A 17,040-nucleotide genomic window follows, 5' to 3' on the forward strand; every position below is an offset into this window, starting at 1 on the left:
GCCGTCGTCAGGGGCGTCACCAGCCCCTGTCTCGTCAGACGGACGGGTCCACCCGGACCGTGCTGGGGCGCGCGACGTCGCCGATCATGATGTTCATCGACGACTGCTGCCCCGCGTACTTGGACCGGTAGGCGTCGTCGACGGCAACGTTGATCGCTTCGTCGGACACCGGGGTGAGGGTCACGTCGAGTTCGTCGCCCCGAAGTCGGAGACGGGCCTTGCCCGTCTACATGGCCCACTTGTACCAACCGCCGTCGGCGCCGAACGCGGAGCGGAGGTAGAGCTCACCGTCGGCCTGCACCGCCCAGATCGGGACCCAGCGGCGAAGTCGGGCGGTTGCAGCCCGCCCGACCCTTCACCGCATAGAATCGACGATATATCCGAACTCGTCCACCTCACTCCAACGGCAGGTCATCGTGAGCACAGCACTCCCCACCGCCCGCGGACGGCACAAGCAACTGCCCGACGCGGTCGCCAGCTTCGTACGCGAACAGATCATGTCCGGGCATATGAAACCGGGCGAGTTCCTGCGCATGGAGCCGATCGCGGAGATGGTCGGCGTGTCCATCACCCCGGTCCGCGAGGGCCTGCTGCGGCTCTCCAATGAAGGTTTCGTGACCGCCGTCCCCCGCCGCGGGTTCGTGGTCGCCGAGTTCACCCGGCAGGACGTCCGCGACCTCTTCTGGGCGCAGTCGAGCCTGTCCGGCGAGTTGGCCGCGCGGGCGGCCGAGCGCATCTCCGACGAGCAACTGCGCGAACTCGAAGAGGTGATGGAACGCTGCGACGCCGCCGTCGAGGTCAACGACACCGAGGCTATCGGAACGCTCGGTCACCAGTTCCATCGGCTGATCAACCTCGCCGCCGACTCCGACCGCCTCGCGCGACTGCTCGCGTCCATCGTCAAGCACCTGCCGAACTCGTTCTACGCGTCGATCGAGACGCACGTCCGGACCGTCACCCCCGAGCACCACGAACTGCTCGAAGCCCTGCAGGCGCACGACGCCGGCCGCGCCCGCGAGGTGACCGAACGGCACATCGTCAACAGCGCCGACTACGTCATCGACATGCTCGAGAAGCAAGGTCTGTGGGAGGACACGGAGTAGTCGCCTACTAGACGATCGATTCCTGGTGACGACGTCACCTTACGTAGTGTTCCCGCTGGTCACGCAGACTGCCGGCCAGTCCGCCGACCAGCGATTCATGGTGGTTGAGCAGCGCCTCGTTGGATGTCCATTTCTGGACCACTGATCACCAGCAATCCCCACTTATCGAACTCACAGGCTAGTCTATTGTGATCTGTCGCACAAATGTGTAAACTGGACACAACGGAGAACCAGGCATCCCGGCGAAGGAGGTGGACACCATGACGGACATCGAACTCCCCGACAATCCGCTGGAACTCGCTCGACTGCGCGATCGGGTCACGCAGAAACTCGCCGCGGCGCCCCTGTCCGGGTTGTCCGACCGCGAACTGCTCGCCGCCTCCGAAGTCAACGAGCGGTCCAACCGTCGTGGTGTCGGTGTGGATGCCCGGTTGTTCGCCGAGGTCTCCCAGCGGGGTGCGTACCGTCTGGCAGGGTCTCAGATGCCGGGCAAGTACTTGGAAGGCCAGCTCCGGCTGTCGGCGCGGGCCCGCAAACAGCACACCGACGCCGCGCTGAGCCTGAGCTCGCTGGTCGCCTTCTCCGGTGAACCACTCGACCCGACACTCCCCGCGACCGCAACAGCGGTGGCCGACGGCGACCTCTCCCTCGACCATGTCGCGGAGATCGTCGACGTCATCGACGCGATCCCGGCGGGGATCCCCGCCGACGTGAAGGGCCGCGCCGAAGCCGAACTCGCCGAGGTGGCACGGACGTTGACTCCCGAGCAGACCCGGACCGCGGGCAAGCGGATTCTGGCCCACCTCGACCCCGACGGCGAGTTGACCGACGACACCGATCGAGCCCGGAGTCGTGGCGTGACCCTCGCCCCACAGGACCGGCGACTCATGTCGGCGATCAGCGCCAAACTGACCCCGGCCGCACGGGCGAAACTCGAAGCGCTGCTCGTCCTGTGGGCCGCGCCGGGGATGAACAATCCCGACGACGAGCAGTCCCCGTCCGGATCATCGGCGAACGTCGACCCCGACGCCCTCGCCGCAGCCGCCGAGCGCGACACCCGGTCCCAGTCCCAGCGCAATCACGACGCACTCGAAGCGATGTGGACGTTTCTGATCGCCAACGGCGGCCTTGGCGAGGGCACGTCGCTGTCGTCGCAGCTGGTGGTGACCGCATCGCTGGACGATCTCGAATCCCGCTCGGGTGTCGCGACGACCGCGACCGGGACTCGTCTGCCGGTCAAGGATCTCGTCGAGATCGCCGGCGATGCGACCCCGTGGTTGGAAGTGTTCGCCACCGCCTCAGCACAGGTCCTGTACCTCGGGCGCGGCAAGCGCCTGGCGTCCCGGGCTCAGCGGCTGGCGTTGTTCGGCCGCGATCGTGGCTGCACCGCGCCCGGATGCACCGTCCCGTGGTCGCGGACCCAGGCCCATCACATGCCCGACTGGCAGGACGGCGGCCCCACCGACATCGACCACCTCGGCGGTGCGTGCGGCGGCCACAACAGGTCGGTCTCGACCACACCCGGCGGATGGGAGACCACCATCCTGCAGTCCGGCCCCTTCACAGGCCGGGTCGGATGGCGACCCACCGGCTCCAACGAACCGTGGAAGGTCAACCACGCGTTGCAGCCGGAGAAGATCCTCCCCACCTTCGGCGATCGGGTCACCGAATCCGGATCGGCCGTCGAGAAATGGCTCTCCTGCCGGATCCCGGCCCCGCCACCGGGTCCGCCCGTCCCTCCGGGGACGGACGTGGTGCGGTACCCCGCCTGACATAGGTCAGGCGGGGGACGCCGTCATGCACTCATCCAGCGGGGGTACCGGCAGTACCTTCCAACGGTTCTGGCCGAGGTGAATGCTGGAGACATGACGACATCGCAGGCGAATCGCCCGTACATCATCTGCCACATGGAGACGTCGCTCGACGGAAAGATCATCGGGCCGTTTATGAACACGCCGCAGGCCGCGGCAGCGAGCAGGCACTACAACGAGACGCATCTGACTTTCGACAGCCAAGCATGGCTGTGCGGGCGCGTCACCCTGGAAGCGTTCACCGGTGGACAAGCCCCGTACATCTCACCCGACCTGCCGCGGGTGGCGCGCGAAGACCACGTCGCCGATCCAGAGGCCCGCGACTTCGTGGTGGCCGCCGACCCGTCCGGCACGCTCGGCTGGAGGTCGAACACGCTCACCTACAGTGTCCGGCCCGCGGGGCACATCATCGAACTCCTCACCGACAGGGCGTCCGACGACTACGTCGCTTACCTGCACGCGAACCGCATCTCGTACGTCTTCGCCGGAACGGACCGACTGGATCTCGCGGTCGCGTCCACGAAGCTCCGGGCGCTGTTCGGCATCACCACCCTCGTCGTGTCGGGCGGCGCCGTCATCAACGGGTCGTTCCTGAACGCGGGCCTCGTCGACGAGGTCAGTCTTGTCGTCTCCGCAGTCGTCGACGACCACGGCGGAACACCGGGCGTCTTCGAGCGCGCCACGGCCCTCCCCCTGCGCGGCACGACGGCGTTCCGCCTCGCGTCGTCGACAGTCCTGTCCGACGACGTCCTGTGGACGCGCTACGTCACGCGCCGGCCTGCGGCCTGAGTCCGTCGATCGCCCGCCGCGTCGACCTCCGTGCCCTCCGACGACGGAACGGATGTCTCGCGGTGATGCGACGCAGGCGTCGGACGGTGGCCTCGAAACGGCGCTGCGTCTCGTCGTTCCAGTCGATCCCGTAAACGGTACGGAGATCCGGGCCCGCCATTCCCCAGGTCAGGACCCGGATCCGCGGAGCCCACCGCACGAACCGGAACGGCAGCGAGTACGCCGAGAAGACCTGCGCGGCGACGTCGCCCGGCAGCACCTGCTCGGGGTCAGCGTCCGGACCTGAACGCGGCAACGACGACGGGAAGCCCTCCTGGACTGCGGCGACGTACTCCTCGAACGCCGTGAAGTCGCGAGGCCAGTCGTCGAGGTCCATCTGCAGGATCGAGCCGACCCTCGCGAAGTCGGCGAGGAGCAGGTCGAGGACGTCGTCGTCGATGTCGGATACGAGCAGCCGGTAGACGTCGATCATCGACAGGAACCAGGTCGCGGCCACCCACCGCTGATTGTCGGCGTCGAACGCCGGACGCCGCACTGCCGAGCCGTCCGGGACCCGGACACCCGCGTGAACCCGGTTGACCTCACGGACGAGCAGTCGATTCACCTCGTCGTCGCCGCCCGCGACCATCCGCAGGTAGTTCACCGTGCCCGACCAGCGTTGGGCTCCGCGGTTCGCGTACGCACCCGACTGCGCCTCCGTCGGCGCGATCGCCGGGTGCGCCAACTGCATCAGCGCCGCCCGAGGCCACAGCAGATAGGCACACGGTTCGTCGAGGACCCGCTGCAGGCTCGGGCGCGACCGACCGCTCAGATCACGTCCTTGTCGCGTTTCATGCGGAGCTGCAGGTCTTTGATGAGCAGCCTGTTACCGCCGAACCGGATCCACTTCGGCAGGAACTTGTTGACCACCGACACGAACGTGAACAGATGCTCGAAGCGGCGGCGGTCGTCTTCGGTCCACTCCAACCCGAGCTGCGCCTGCCACAGCGGCGGGAGGAAGCCCGTCGTCAGGAAGCGCAGCAGGTTCACGAACGGCCACCGGATCAGCGGACTGATCATCTTCAGATCGACGAGGTCGTTCAGGAAGTCGCACGTCTCGTCGTCGATGACGGTCCGCTGGCACGCGATGTTCCACCAGTGGTCGAAGTCGGCGCGGGTGGCGGGCCACATGTCGTCGGGCACCTGCAGGGTGGTGCCGAGGGTCTTCGCCGACTGGTAGAACTCGTCGGCGTCGGCCTCGTCCATCTTCCCGTGCAGCAGTTGATGAGTGTCCTCGATGCCGATGAACAGGCACGCCGCCACCCACAGCTGCAGTTCGCGGTTGAAGGCGTTGTACTTCACCGGACTGTGCTCATCCGACTTCACATGTCGGTGCGCCGAGTTCACGGCCTCGCGGAACGCGGCCTTCTCCTCGTCGCTGCCGATGATCGCGACCGACAGGTACTGGGCCGTGGTCCGCGCCCGTTTCCACGGATGTTTCATCAACGCACCCGACTCGACCTTGCTCTCCATCACCCCGTACGCCACTTCGGGCCACCCCAACTGCATGACGACGTTGGCCGCGGCCCCCGCGAACGACCAGAAGTCGAGCGCCTCCTGGACGCGGGCGGGTTTGCGCAGACTCGTCACGCGACGCTTGCGGGTGGTGATCCGGATCCTGGTCTGCGCCGTCGTGAGCTCGGGCGTGGTCGAATCCATGTCGGGCAGGTAGCTCGCGGGCATGGCGTGTCCTTCGGTGTCGAGAGGTTCTGACGTCGTGATGATGGGCGGGATTTCGACACGACGCCTCGGCTACCGCCTCGGTGTCGGCTCAATCATCGGACGAGGTCCAGAGAATCTGGACGTCGTAACAGGTCGCGGGATCTCGACACGACGCCTCGGCTGTCGCCTCGGTGTCGGCTCGATCACCAGATGGGTCTAGAGAGTCTGGACGTCGTCGACGAGCCAGTGGCCGTCGGACTTCTTGAGCGTCATGAACATGCGGTACGGCTGGTTCTTGCCGGTGGGGGCGACGACGTTGGTCGCCTTCTGGTCGACGAACAGCAGCACGGTCGCCTTGTCGCCGTCGAGGGTCTCGACGGCCGAATGCGTCACCTCCGCGGTCGCGACGCCCTGACCGTTGGCGACGATCTCCGACAGCGCCTTCACCATCTCGTCGTAGCGGGACGCGAAGCCCGGCGTCGACATCCCGTTGACGGCGGCCCTCGACTTGTTCAGGTCGCGGTAGTCGAAGCTGGAGAACTTGACGGCGAAGTCGACAGCCATCGACTGCACGGCGGCCCGGTCGCCGTCGCTCGCCGACACGGGAGCGTCATCGGCCGTGAAGTACCGGTAGCCGAAGAAGCCGGTGGCGGCCACGAGCAGTGCGATCACGACGTACAGGGCGGCGCTCGCGGGCGGACGCGCACGCGTCACCGGACTGCTCTTGGCGACGGTCACCGGAGCCTCGGACTCCGCCGTCTCGTCCAGTTCGATCGTGTCAGTTGCCATGTCGGGACCTTTCCAGGAGTTCACGCCATTGTTGAAGTAGTTCCGCGCCGTCGGGGACGAGGACCGGGTCGTCCACCGCGACGGGGCCGGAGGGTTTTCCGGGGTCCTTGAAGTCGGCGGTGCCGAGCCCGTCCGGGCGGGGAGCGTTGACGGCGCCGCGCTGCCCGTACCCGTTGCCCGGCGGGCAGTAGCGGGTGAGGTTGGGGTTCGACGGCGTCAGGTCGCCGACCGCCCGGCGCGGCTCGTCGTAGTACATGCACACCGGCCCCTGCGTACCGATGAGCGCGAAGTCCGCGCGACCGTTCTTGACGATCGACCGCAGGTCGAGAAGGCCCTGCGGGATCGTCTGCAGACCGGTGCGCAGTGCGTCGTCGCGGTTCGCGATGATCGGCGCGACGGTCACCAGGTTGGCGAGCACCCCGCCGAACGTGCCCCGATACTCGTCGAACAGGTCCTGTGCCTTCCGCAGGCCCGCGGGCGAATGATCGAGGAGATAGACGAACACCGGCTGCTGCGAGTCGAGCTGATCGGTGAACGACGCCGCCGTCTTCATACCCGTCTCGAAGCTCGACGTCGTGTCGCCCATCGCGTCGAGGACGTCGAGGAAGTCGCCGAGCAGGCCGCGCAGCAGTGGCGCGTTGGACCGGACGAGCCTGCCGAGGACGGCGCCGTTCGACACGAGTTTCGCGAGCGAGTCGTCGTCCCCGAACGCCGCGTTGAGTTCGCCGACGAGCGTCGAGATGCTGCCCGACCGGATCGACCGCATGACGACGGCCGCCTGCCCGATGATCTGGTCCATCTGCATCGGTTGTCTGTCCGCGGGGGCGGCGATCGTGTCACCGTCGCCCAGGTAGGGCCCGCCCGCGGCCGCCGGGATCACGTCGACGCTCTGGATGCCTGCCATCGAGGCCATCGTGACCTGCATGAACGAGTCGCGCGGGATCTTGACGTCGCCGCGCACCCGGAGTTCGATCTCGGCGCCCGCAGGCCCGAGCCTCGACGACGAGACGGTCCCGATGTCGACACCGCGCAGGGTGACGCCGGTGCCTTCGGTGAGCCCGAAAGCGTCGGTCATCGTCGCGCGCAGCGTGATCGTCCCCGACACGCCTTCCGGACCGGAGATGAACCCGACGCCGACGGGGATCACGATCGCCGAGATCACCAGGAACACGAGGAACTGCAGCGTTCCGGTCGGGGCGCGGTCCTTCAGTCCTGTCATCGCTTCGACCCCTTCTTGTCGCGGGGCATCCGCCCGGTCAGGACGTCGGAGAGCTCACCGGGCGTCGGGAGCGGCTGGCCGGACGCGAGGAGCCCGCCGGTCAGGATCTTGTCGATGCCGCCAGGGATGTCGAGGGCTCCGTCGAAGACGAGGTAGTCGCCGCGGATGGCGGTCCCCATGTTCGTCATGAAGCCGTTCATGTGCGTGAGTGTCTGCCCGACGTCGTCGTTGAACGTGCCGAGGGCGGCGACGAGCTTGGACGCGTCGGGGACGAGCCGCGACAGCTCCGGCACCCGCCCGCGGGTGATGCGGTCCAGGTTGCCCGCGAGCGTCGACGTCTGCGACATCAACGACGCGATCGCGTCGCGTTGGGCCGCGAGCACCGACACCGCGCGCGGCGTCTGATCGAGGAAGGCCGAGATCGTGTCCTGGTGGGCGACGAGGGTGTCGGTGACGTCGGCCGCCGCCTTCATCGCCGCGTTGAAGTCGCGCGTGTGCGCCGACGACCGCGCGAGAAGCCGGTTGAGGGTGTCGATGAGGTCGCCGACCTTGTCCGACCGCTCGGCGAAGGCCGAGTTCAGGCTGGTCATGATCGACTGCAGCTGCTTCATCCCGCTGCCCGACACGAGGTTGCCCAGAGCCGCGAGGGTGTCCTCCACCTGCGGTCCCATGGACGTCTGCGACACCCGTATCCGCGTTCCGTCGACGAGGTCGCCGACGGGCTCCGCGGGGGCGTCCAAGCGGATGAACGGCGTGCCGAGCGCCGACGGAAGCTGCACCTGGGCGGTGACGTTCTCCGGGAGTCCGGCCGTCTCGTCGAGCGCCAACGTCAGGACGGCCGTCGCGCCGTCGAGCTCGATCTTCGACACGCGGCCGATCGCCTTCTGCCCCGCACGCACGTCGGCTCCGACGACCACGCCGTCCACCGAGTCGAGTTCGGCGGTCACGTCGATGCCGCCGCCGGGCGATCCGACCGGGAGATCCTGCAGACCGACGGCACACCCCGACAGGGTGAACGTCGCGGCGAGTGCGGCCGCCGCCGCCCTCGCCCTCATCGGCCGGCCCGCTTCGGGAGAGCGCCGCCGGTGATCGCGGAGACGATGCCGAGCGGGTCGGACGCGCTGATCGGGAACGAGATCGGGTTGGTCAGGCCTGCGCCGACGCACAGCGGTGTCGGGAGCCTGTCGCACAGCGGTTTGAGCGTCGTGAACTGGGTCAGCGTCGTTGACACGTTGAGGCGGATGCGGCCGCGTCGGTCCGGACCGACGGTGCTCGAGAGGTTCTGCATCATGAGCGGAGCGAGGTCCATGAACTCGGCGAGCCCCGACTTGTTCTTCGCGAGCACCGTGGTCAGCTCCTGCAGGTTCTCGGCGACGACACCGACGTCGTCCCCGTGTCGCACGACGAACGTGTTGATCTCGTCGAACACGGTCTTCAGGTCGTTGATCGGCGTCGTCACGTCCTGATTGGCCTGCGACCACTGATCGCTGAGCACCGACAGGGACCGGATGAGACCGTCGAGCGACACCTGCTTGGCCTCGAACGCGTTCATCAACCCGTTCAAGCTGGTCAGCAGGCCCTCGATGTCGTCGCTGCGGGCGCTGACGACACCGCTGGCCGACGACAGTTCGCGCAGCGCCCTGCCGAACTCGGGCCCGCGACCGTCCCATGAGTCGGCGGTCGCCGCGAGCAGCTTTCCGACGTCGCCCGTACTGCCGTCCGACGACGGTCCGACGATCGAGGTGAGGGTGCCGAGGCTGCCCATCAGCTTGTCGAAGCTGATCGGCGCGTGCGTCCGGTCGAGTCCGATGACGGCGTCGTCGGCCAGGGTGGCTCCACCCGTGTACGCCGGCCCGAGTTCCACGTGCCGGTCGCTGATCACCGACGGATTGAGGATGTAGGCGTTGACGCCCGCGGGCAGCCGCAGGTCGGCGTCGGTGATCGTCATGCGGACGCGGACGCGGTCGCCGAGTGGTTCGAGCGTGTCGATGCGGCCGACGTCGACGCCGAGGACGGTGACCTTCGATCCCTCGTAGAGACCGTTGACGAAGGTGAACTCGGCGGTCACCGTGCGCGTGTGCGCGTCGCGCCCGAACACGTACCACGACCCGACCGCGATGGCCGTGACGAGCAGCAGCACCGTGACGATCCGGCCGCCGTAGCGTTTGCGCGTCCGCACTTCGCGGACCTGTCGGAAAGTCATGCGCTGCACCCCTGCATCACGCCGAGGACGCACAGGAGGCCGTCCGGGATCACCGCCGACGGGGACACCACGTCGGCCCAGTTGCCGTTGCCCGTCGAGTCGACGATCGTGCGCATCGCGGGCGGGAGGTTGACCAGGATCTGATCGATGTTCGCGCTGTTCCGCTTGAGCGTGTCGGTCACCGACACCACGTTCCGGGTCAGCTCACCCATCGGGACCTGTGGGAACGTCTGCGCCATCGTCCCGAGGACGAGTCGCAGGTTGTCGGCCAGCCTCGTCATCACGACCTTGCGGACGACGAGGGTCTGCACGATGTTCTGCGTGTCGGCGAACGCGCTCGACACCGTCTGCGCCTGACGCGATGTGACGTCGGCGAGTGTGCGCGCGATCGTCAGGAGCTGGTCGAGCTGCCTGCCGGTGCCCGAGATCGCCAGCGCCGCACCGCCTGCGCCGCTCAACGCCGCCGACAGGTCGTCCGAGTCGGGGACGATCGACTTCATCGTCGACATCATCGACCGGATCACCGTCGGGTCGATCGTGGCCGAGGAGTCGACGGCGGCGGCCGAGAAGTCGTCCAGCGTGAACGACGTGTCGGTCCGCGACAGCGGGATCGTGTTGTCGGCGCCCACGCTGCCGTGACCGGCCGGGATCACGTTCAGGTAGCGCTTGCCGAGAACGGTGCGCAGCCGCACACCGGCCCGCGTCTGACCGCCGAGCGGCTGGTCGTCGTCGAGCCGGAACTCGACGCGCACCCGGTCACCCGCCAGCCTGATCGCCTCTATGCGACCCGCGGGGACGCCGGCCACCAGCACCGGATCGTTGGTGGTCAGTCCTTCGGCGTTCGCGAGTTCCGCGGCGTACGGCGACGTCGACGTCCGGTACGTCAGTTGCGGGATGCCGATCGCCAGGACCACCAACACCACGAGAGTGACGATGCCGAGTCCGCCGAGGGTGGCGGGCGACGATCCCTGTCCCCGCTTCTCGGGTCGGAAGACGAACTCGATGATGCCGACGAAGACGTCGATGAGTCGAACGAGAAACATGCGCGGCCCCCCTACCTGCACACCGGAGAATGGAGCGGACCGAAGATGTTCGCCTCCACGGGCGACGCCTTCAGCGTGAAATTGCAGAGGTACAGCATCATGAAGCCTCCGTACCGGCCGCTGTGGTTGATCTTGTCGGCGAGCCCGGGGAAGGTCGAGAGGAACGTCTCGAACTTCCGCGTCTGCGGGATCCACGCGGCGGTCATCCGCCGCAGGCCCGTCAGCGAATCGACGAACGAATCGCCTGCCGTCGTCATCATCTGGGCGAGGGCCGCGACGGCGCGGTCGCCGCTGTCGAGCAGTCGGGCGAGCTGCCCGCCGTCGCCGATGACGGCCGACGTCAACCGGTTGAGTCCGGTGAACAGCTCGGTGAGCTGCGGCGTCCGCTGATCGACGGTGAGCATGAGCGTGTTCAGGTTGCTCACCAGTCGGGCGAACACCGCGCTGTTGGCCGACAGGTTCGATCCCATCGTGGCGATCTGTCGCAGCAGCAGGTCCACCGAGGAGCGTCGCCCTTCGAAGGTGTCGACGAAGCCCTGCGCGAGATCGTTCACCTGTGTCGGGTCCAGGGCGTTGAAGAGCGGTTGGAAGCCGTTCATCAGCGCCGACAGGTCGACGGGACCGGTGGTCGACGCGACGGTGATCACGTCTCCGCGACGGGGCGGTGCGTCCGCGCCGCCGTCGGACAGTGCGATGTAGCGAGCGCCGAGCATGTCGCCGTACCGGATGGCCGCGTGGACGCGGTCGGGCACCGGATGCGCGCGCTGCACCTCGATGCGGACGCGCGCGATGGACGTCCCGTCGGGTTGGGCCGCGAAGTCGACCGACTCGACCCGACCCACGCGGACGCCCGACATCTTCACCGGGTTGCCCGCGATGACGCCTTCGGCGTCGGTGAATTCGAGGGTGTACTCGTCCGTCGGTCCGGACACCGGCACCTGGAGGGTGTTGAACACGAGGACCGCCGCGATCAGGCCGAGTGCCATGAACAGCGTCGCCTTGATCGCCACGAGCGGCGAGAGCTTCATCATCGGACGGTCACTTCCTGTCCTCGGACCATCGGCCCGACCATCACCGACGTGGCCGCGCTCGGCCGTTCCTCGGCGACGCCGAGCGACGATTCGATGATCTTGAGAGATCCGCGTTCGGCCGTCCCGTCGATCACCGGCTGCCTGCGCGGCGGGTTGAGGATGGTTCCGTTGGTGTCGCCCGGTCGCCGGACCGGACCGACGCCGCGTTCGGAACCCTTCCCGAAGCACTGGGATCCGCGCAGGTCTCCGTACTGCGGGCAGTCGGCGGCCGTGTACGGCATCGGCTGGGAGAACGTCGGGACGGCGGTGATGTTGAAGCGGCCCGACGAGAACAGGACGGTGCCCGCCGCACCGAATCTGTCGGCCTCGGCCAGCGTGCGGGAGACCCCTGCCGGGTTCTCGCCGACCGTCGCGAGGATCTTCCCGGTCGAGTCGATCACCCGGATGATGCGTGCGCGTTCGTCGGCGACGAACTCGTCGACGGACCCGACGAACCCGGACGCCGAGGTCAGGAAGGCCCCGATGTCGGACGCGTGGTCGACGACGCCGCGGGACACGCTGGTGACCGACGCGAGGGTCGCGGTGATGTCGGGCGTCGCCCGCTTCAACGAGTCGACGACGCCGCGGAACGTCGGGGTGGCGTCGATGAACCTGTCGACGGTCGACTCCAGTTCCTTCGACGCCGCCCACCAGTCGTCGATCATGAGCCCGAGCTGGTCGCCGCGTCCGCCGATGGCCCGGTCGACCGCCGCGAGCGCGACGTTGAGCTCGGACGGCTTCACCTCGGCGATCAGGTCGGACATCTTGGTGAAGATGTCGTACAGGTTCACCGCGTCCGGTCCGGAGTCGACCGTCACGGTGTCGCCGTCGGACAGGTGCGCGTCGGTGCGCGCGCCCGCCAGCGGGACGAGTTGGACGTAGATGTCGCCGAAGAAGGTCCTCGGCAGCACGCGGACCCGCACCCCGCGCGGGATCATGTCGATCGCACCGTCGTCGATCGTCAGCCCGACCTGCGACGACGCCGACCCGGCGTCGATGGTCGAGATCTCGCCGACCTTGATCCCGTGGTAGCGGACGGGTGCGCCCTGCTGGATGAGGCCCGCCTTGGTGGGGATGTCGGCGTAGACGGTCGGGCTGGTCTCGAGGACGCCCGTGCTGCGGCCGATCATCCACAGCGAGAACACCGCGAGGACGACGATCGCGGCGGCGGCGCGCAGCACGTACGACCGCGCGGACACCGGATGTCCGGGAAGCATCACGGTCATCTCAGATCCCCATTCCGGGGATCTCGGGGACCAGTCCCCACAGGCCGAAAGTGAAGACGACGTCGAACACGCCGATCGCCAGGATCGACGTCCGCAGGGCCCGGCCCGCGGCCCGCCCGACGCCCTCGGGTCCGCCGTCGGCGAAGTACCCGTAGGAGCAGTGCACCAGCGTCACGATGCCCGCGAAGACGACGGCCTTGATCGCCGAGAACCACAGGTCGGTCGGCGAGAGAGCGAGGTGGAAGAAGTAGTCGTAGGTTCCGGACGATTCGCCGTTGAACCAGACGACCACCAGTCGCGTCGCGATGTAGCTGGCGAGCAGGCCGATCATGTAGATCGGCAGGACGCACAGCATGGCGGCGATCATGCGGGTGGTGGCGAGGAACGGGATCGACCGGATCGCCATCACGTCGAGCGCCGCGATCTCGTCGGAGATACGCATCGCGCCGATCTGCGCGGTGAATCCGGTGCCGACCTTGGCCGCGAGGGCGATCGCGACGACGACCGGTGCGAGTTCTCGCGTATTGGCGATGGCGGCGAGCATGCCCGACAGGGACGTCATGCCGACGAGTTGGAGACCGCGGTACGTCTCGACGCCGAGCATCATCGCCGCCGCGAGAGACATCGCGAGGACGATGCCCATCGTGCCGCCGCCGGACAGCAGGCTCTTGGTCCCGAAGGTCATCTCGGCGACCTGGCGGACGACGTGCTTGCGGTAGTGGATCAGGGTGTACGGGATCGCGATGATCGCGCGTGTCACGAAGGTGACGTATTCGCCGATCCGGACCAGGCCGTCCCAGATCGGTCGGACGCGCCGCCGGTAGCCGCGGCCGACGCGCAGGGTGAGGTCGTACGACACCATCAGTACGCCCCCACTGCCGGGACGATCATCGTGTACAGCTGTGACAGCACGGTGTTGAAGATGAAGACGAGCGCGAAGGCGATGACGACGGCCTCGTTGACGGCGTCGGCCACCCCTCGGGGACCGCCGCGAGCGTGCAGTCCCTTGAAGCAGGCGACGATCGTCGACAGCATGCCGAACAACGCCGCCTTGACCAGGGCGGTCACGAAGTCGGACGCCCGGCCGTACTGACTGAACGTGGTCATGAACGCGCCCGCGGGCAGATGCTGCACGTAGATGTGGTAGAGGTAGCACGCTCCGACGCCGGTCACCGTGATCAGCGACGCCAGCACGACGGCGACGACGATCGCGGCGGCGATGCGCGGTGCGACGAGACGCTCGATGATGTTGACGCCCATCACCTCCAGGGCGTCGACCTCTTCGCGGATCTTGCGCGAGCCCAGGTCGGTGCAGATGGCCGATCCGGCCACGCCTGCCATCATCAGCGCACACACCAGCGCCGAGGCCTGACCGACGATGATGAACGCGACCACGGCGCCGGAGTAGCCGCCCGCGCCGATACGGCCGGCGAGTTCGCCGACCGAGACCGCGATGAACACGCCGACGGGGAGCATCAGGAGCAGCGAAGGCCCGGTGCTGACGCGCCCGATGAAGACGATCTGGTTCAGCGTCTCGGTCAAGGACAGTCGCAAGCGCAGGATCGCCATGACGAGTCCGCCGATCGACTGCAGTGCGAACCCGAGCGTGTGCCCGGCCTCGACCGCGAGATCTCGCAGCGGGCCTGTCGACCGCGGCAGTTCGAACGTCATCTCACCCCCGGTTGAATGTTACAAGTTTCGTGAAGCTGTATCAGCAGATCATATTTGAAATCAGAGATCACGCAAGGGTTTTCCGGTCGGCCCCGCGACCATGCACGCGAATCCCCACGAAAGTCCTCCATACGGGCACAACTGGACAGCTCGATGAAATTTCATATACGACTGAGTAATGATGTGGAGCGCCCCTGCACCCAGCGACAATGGAACGATGGCCCTCACCACGCACCGTCGGCAGATCACCGAGGTTGTCGCGGACGACCTCCGCCTGCAGATCATGACCGGCAGGCTGCGGTCGGGGGACTTCGTCCGGCTCGACGAAACCGCCATCTCCTACGGCTGCAGCGTGACGCCCGTGCGCGAGGCTCTCGTCACCCTGCGCGGCGAAGGCCTGGTCCGGTCGTCGCGGCACCGGGGATTCATCGTCGAGACGCTCACCAGGCGAGACGTCGTCGACGTCTTCTGGATCCAGGCCGAGCTGTCCGCCAGGCTGACGATGCGGGCCGCCGACGCCGACACCCTCGCCGACGACCTCGTCACCCTCAAGAAGATGGTCGACGGCATCGAGGCGGCCGTCGAGTCGGGAGCGCACGACGACGTGATCGCGGGCGAGTACGCATTCCATCGTGAGATCAACCGCATGGCGCAGAGCAAGAAGGTCGCCTGGTTCCTCGCGGCAGCGAGCCGGTACAGCCCGCACGACGTCTACGTGCGCGATCGCGAGTGGACGACGCACGCCGTCGCCAGCCATCGACGCCTCCTCGAACTGCTCGCAAGCGACGACAAACAGGGCATCGCCGACGAGATCCGCACCCAGTTCGGCGACGCGCGCGACCGACTTCTGTCACATCTGGAATCCGTCGGATTCTTCGACGACCAGCCGAGTGCGTAGGATTCGGGCCGCAGCCGACAACGCCTCAAGCGAAGGATCACCGATGAGCAGTCAGCCCGCGACGACAGGTATCGCGGTCATCGTCCTGGCAGCCGGAGCAGGCACCCGGATGAAGTCGAAGACCCCCAAGATCCTGCACCGCATCGGCGGACGATCCCTCGTCGGCCACGCGATGCACGGAGCCGACGGCATCAACCCGGACGCCCTCGTCGGCGTCGTCAGCCACCAGCGCGAACGTGTGATCGACGAGATCGGACGCACCGCGGGAGTCCTCGGCCGCGAGATCCTCATCGCCGAGCAGGACGAGCCGCGCGGCACCGGCGACGCCGCCCGCGTCGGCATGGCCGAGATCGTCGACTTCGACGGCACCGTCCTGGTCACGGTCGCCGACGCACCGCTCCTCGACGCGCAGACCCTCGCGGCCCTCGTCGGCACGCACACCGCGGGCGACGGCGCAGCCGTCACGCTGACCAGTTTTGTCGTCGCCGACCCGACCGGATACGGCCGGATCGTGCGCAATCCGGCCGGCGAGGTGACCGCGATCGTCGAGCACAAGGACGCCTCCGACGCCGAACTCGCCATCGACGAGGTGAACGCGGGCATCTACGCCTTCGACGCCGCCGTCCTGCGCGACGGACTGTCGAAGCTGTCGACCGACAACGCGCAGGGCGAGTTCTATCTCACCGACGTCGTCGCGATCGCACGGGAGGCCGGACAGGCCGTCCGTGCGCACGTCGTCGACGACCCGGCCGTCGTCGCGGGTTGCAACGACCGGGCCCAGCTCGCCGCGCTCGGGGCCGAGCTGAACCGCCGCACCGTCCGCCGTCACATGCTGGCAGGCGTCACCGTCGTCGACCCGGCGACCACCTGGATCGACGTCGACGTCGTCCTCGGTCAGGACGTGCACATCGAACCCGGCACTCAGCTGCACGGCCGCTGCGTGATCGCCGACGACGTCGTGCTCGGTCCCGACACCACGCTGGACAGCGTGGTCGTCGGTGCGGGAGCGAAGGTCGTCCGCACGCACGGATCGGCCTCGATCATCGGCGCGGGTGCCGACGTCGGACCGTTCGCCTACCTGCGCCCCGGCACCGACCTCGGCGAGCAGGGGAAGATCGGGGCGTTCGTCGAGACCAAGAACGCCCAGATCGGCAACGGAACCAAGATCCCCCACCTCACATACGTCGGAGACGCCGAGATCGGCGAGTGCACCAACATCGGCGCGTCGAGCGTGTTCGTCAACTACGACGGCGTGAACAAGCACAAGACGGTCATCGGTTCCCACTGCCGGACCGGCTCGGACAACATGTTCGTGGCGCCGCTCACGATCGGTGACGGTGTGTACACGGGTGCGGGTACCGTGCTCCGAGGGGACGTGCCCGCGGGTGCGCTCGCGGTGTCCGCTGGATCACAGCGCATCATTGAAGACTGGGTGCCCAAGAAGCGCCCCGGAACGGCGGCTGCCGATGCGGCCCTGGCCGCCAAGAACGACCTCGATCAGGAGAACAACTAAGCCG

16 protein-coding genes and 1 pseudogene are annotated in these 17,040 nt (G+C 67.7%); 5 read left to right on the forward strand and 12 right to left on the reverse strand.

Annotated elements, in window-relative coordinates; genetic code table 11:
* Positions 1-34: 34 nt before the first annotated feature.
* Positions 35-322: pseudogene (locus tag GYB83_RS23555) on the reverse strand (DUF2255 family protein); the annotation flags it as partial.
* Between the two features lie 94 nt (positions 323-416).
* Between GYB83_RS23555 and GYB83_RS06665 the strand changes: the two are divergent.
* From GYB83_RS06665 to GYB83_RS06675, 3 genes are all read left to right on the forward strand, one after another.
* On the forward strand, positions 417-1,103 hold the full coding sequence (locus tag GYB83_RS06665) for a GntR family transcriptional regulator (RefSeq protein ID WP_228461250.1): 687 nt from the start codon (positions 417-419) through the stop codon (positions 1,101-1,103).
* 260 nt (positions 1,104-1,363) lie between these two features.
* Positions 1,364-2,875, forward strand: coding sequence for an HNH endonuclease signature motif containing protein (locus tag GYB83_RS06670; protein WP_161894766.1), 1,512 nt, complete (start codon positions 1,364-1,366; stop codon positions 2,873-2,875).
* A gap of 93 nt (positions 2,876-2,968) precedes the next feature.
* Positions 2,969-3,703 carry a dihydrofolate reductase family protein gene (locus GYB83_RS06675; protein ID WP_161894767.1) on the forward strand — a complete coding sequence of 245 codons (735 nt, stop codon included), beginning with the start codon at positions 2,969-2,971 and terminating at the stop codon, positions 3,701-3,703.
* Here the strand turns inward: GYB83_RS06675 and GYB83_RS06680 are convergent.
* From GYB83_RS06680 to GYB83_RS06730, 11 genes are all read right to left on the reverse strand, one after another.
* Positions 3,681-4,514 (reverse strand): oxygenase MpaB family protein, encoded by an 834-nt coding sequence (locus GYB83_RS06680; RefSeq protein WP_161895533.1) that lies wholly within the window; start codon positions 4,512-4,514, stop codon positions 3,681-3,683. The two genes, GYB83_RS06675 and GYB83_RS06680, sit on opposite strands and share 23 nt — an antisense overlap.
* The gene (locus tag GYB83_RS06685) at positions 4,511-5,425 is read right to left on the reverse strand and encodes an oxygenase MpaB family protein (RefSeq protein WP_161894768.1); all 915 of its coding nucleotides are present in this window, start codon (positions 5,423-5,425) and stop codon (positions 4,511-4,513) included. Before GYB83_RS06685 ends, GYB83_RS06680 begins: the two co-directional genes overlap by 4 nt.
* A 195-nt stretch (positions 5,426-5,620) precedes the next feature.
* Complete coding sequence (locus GYB83_RS06690) at positions 5,621-6,193, reverse strand: Rv1363c family protein (RefSeq protein WP_228461252.1); 573 nt, start codon at positions 6,191-6,193, stop codon at positions 5,621-5,623.
* A complete protein-coding gene (locus GYB83_RS06695) occupies positions 6,183-7,412 on the reverse strand; it encodes an MlaD family protein (protein WP_161894769.1) in 1,230 nt (409 codons plus the stop codon). The genes GYB83_RS06690 and GYB83_RS06695 overlap by 11 nt, the downstream gene beginning before the upstream one ends.
* Positions 7,409-8,467 carry an MCE family protein gene (locus GYB83_RS06700; RefSeq protein ID WP_161894770.1) on the reverse strand — a complete coding sequence of 353 codons (1,059 nt, stop codon included), beginning with the start codon at positions 8,465-8,467 and terminating at the stop codon, positions 7,409-7,411. Before GYB83_RS06700 ends, GYB83_RS06695 begins: the two co-directional genes overlap by 4 nt.
* Positions 8,464-9,615, reverse strand: coding sequence for an MCE family protein (locus GYB83_RS06705; RefSeq protein WP_186349732.1), 1,152 nt, complete (start codon positions 9,613-9,615; stop codon positions 8,464-8,466). The genes GYB83_RS06700 and GYB83_RS06705 overlap by 4 nt, the downstream gene beginning before the upstream one ends.
* On the reverse strand, positions 9,612-10,658 hold the full coding sequence (locus GYB83_RS06710) for an MlaD family protein (protein ID WP_161894772.1): 1,047 nt from the start codon (positions 10,656-10,658) through the stop codon (positions 9,612-9,614). The genes GYB83_RS06705 and GYB83_RS06710 overlap by 4 nt, the downstream gene beginning before the upstream one ends.
* Before the next feature lie 11 nt (positions 10,659-10,669).
* Positions 10,670-11,689 carry an MlaD family protein gene (locus GYB83_RS06715; protein WP_161894773.1) on the reverse strand — a complete coding sequence of 340 codons (1,020 nt, stop codon included), beginning with the start codon at positions 11,687-11,689 and terminating at the stop codon, positions 10,670-10,672.
* A complete protein-coding gene (locus GYB83_RS06720; protein ID WP_161894774.1) occupies positions 11,686-12,954 on the reverse strand; it encodes an MCE family protein in 1,269 nt (422 codons plus the stop codon). The genes GYB83_RS06715 and GYB83_RS06720 overlap by 4 nt, the downstream gene beginning before the upstream one ends.
* Before the next feature lies 1 nt (position 12,955).
* Positions 12,956-13,816 (reverse strand): MlaE family ABC transporter permease, encoded by an 861-nt coding sequence (locus GYB83_RS06725; protein WP_161894775.1) that lies wholly within the window; start codon positions 13,814-13,816, stop codon positions 12,956-12,958.
* A complete protein-coding gene (locus GYB83_RS06730; protein WP_161894776.1) occupies positions 13,816-14,625 on the reverse strand; it encodes an MlaE family ABC transporter permease in 810 nt (269 codons plus the stop codon). The genes GYB83_RS06725 and GYB83_RS06730 overlap by 1 nt, the downstream gene beginning before the upstream one ends.
* A gap of 217 nt (positions 14,626-14,842) precedes the next feature.
* Between GYB83_RS06730 and GYB83_RS06735 the strand changes: the two genes are divergently transcribed.
* Together GYB83_RS06735 and glmU are read left to right on the forward strand one after the other, a co-directional pair.
* Positions 14,843-15,523 carry a GntR family transcriptional regulator gene (locus GYB83_RS06735; RefSeq protein WP_161894777.1) on the forward strand — a complete coding sequence of 227 codons (681 nt, stop codon included), beginning with the start codon at positions 14,843-14,845 and terminating at the stop codon, positions 15,521-15,523.
* 43 nt (positions 15,524-15,566) lie between these two features.
* A complete protein-coding gene (glmU, locus tag GYB83_RS06740) occupies positions 15,567-17,036 on the forward strand; it encodes a bifunctional UDP-N-acetylglucosamine diphosphorylase/glucosamine-1-phosphate N-acetyltransferase GlmU (protein WP_161894778.1) in 1,470 nt (489 codons plus the stop codon).
* Positions 17,037-17,040 lie beyond the last annotated feature (4 nt).

Origin of the sequence: Gordonia spumicola (assembly GCF_009932475.1) — a bacterium.
Classification (GTDB): domain Bacteria; phylum Actinomycetota; class Actinomycetes; order Mycobacteriales; family Mycobacteriaceae; genus Gordonia; species Gordonia spumicola.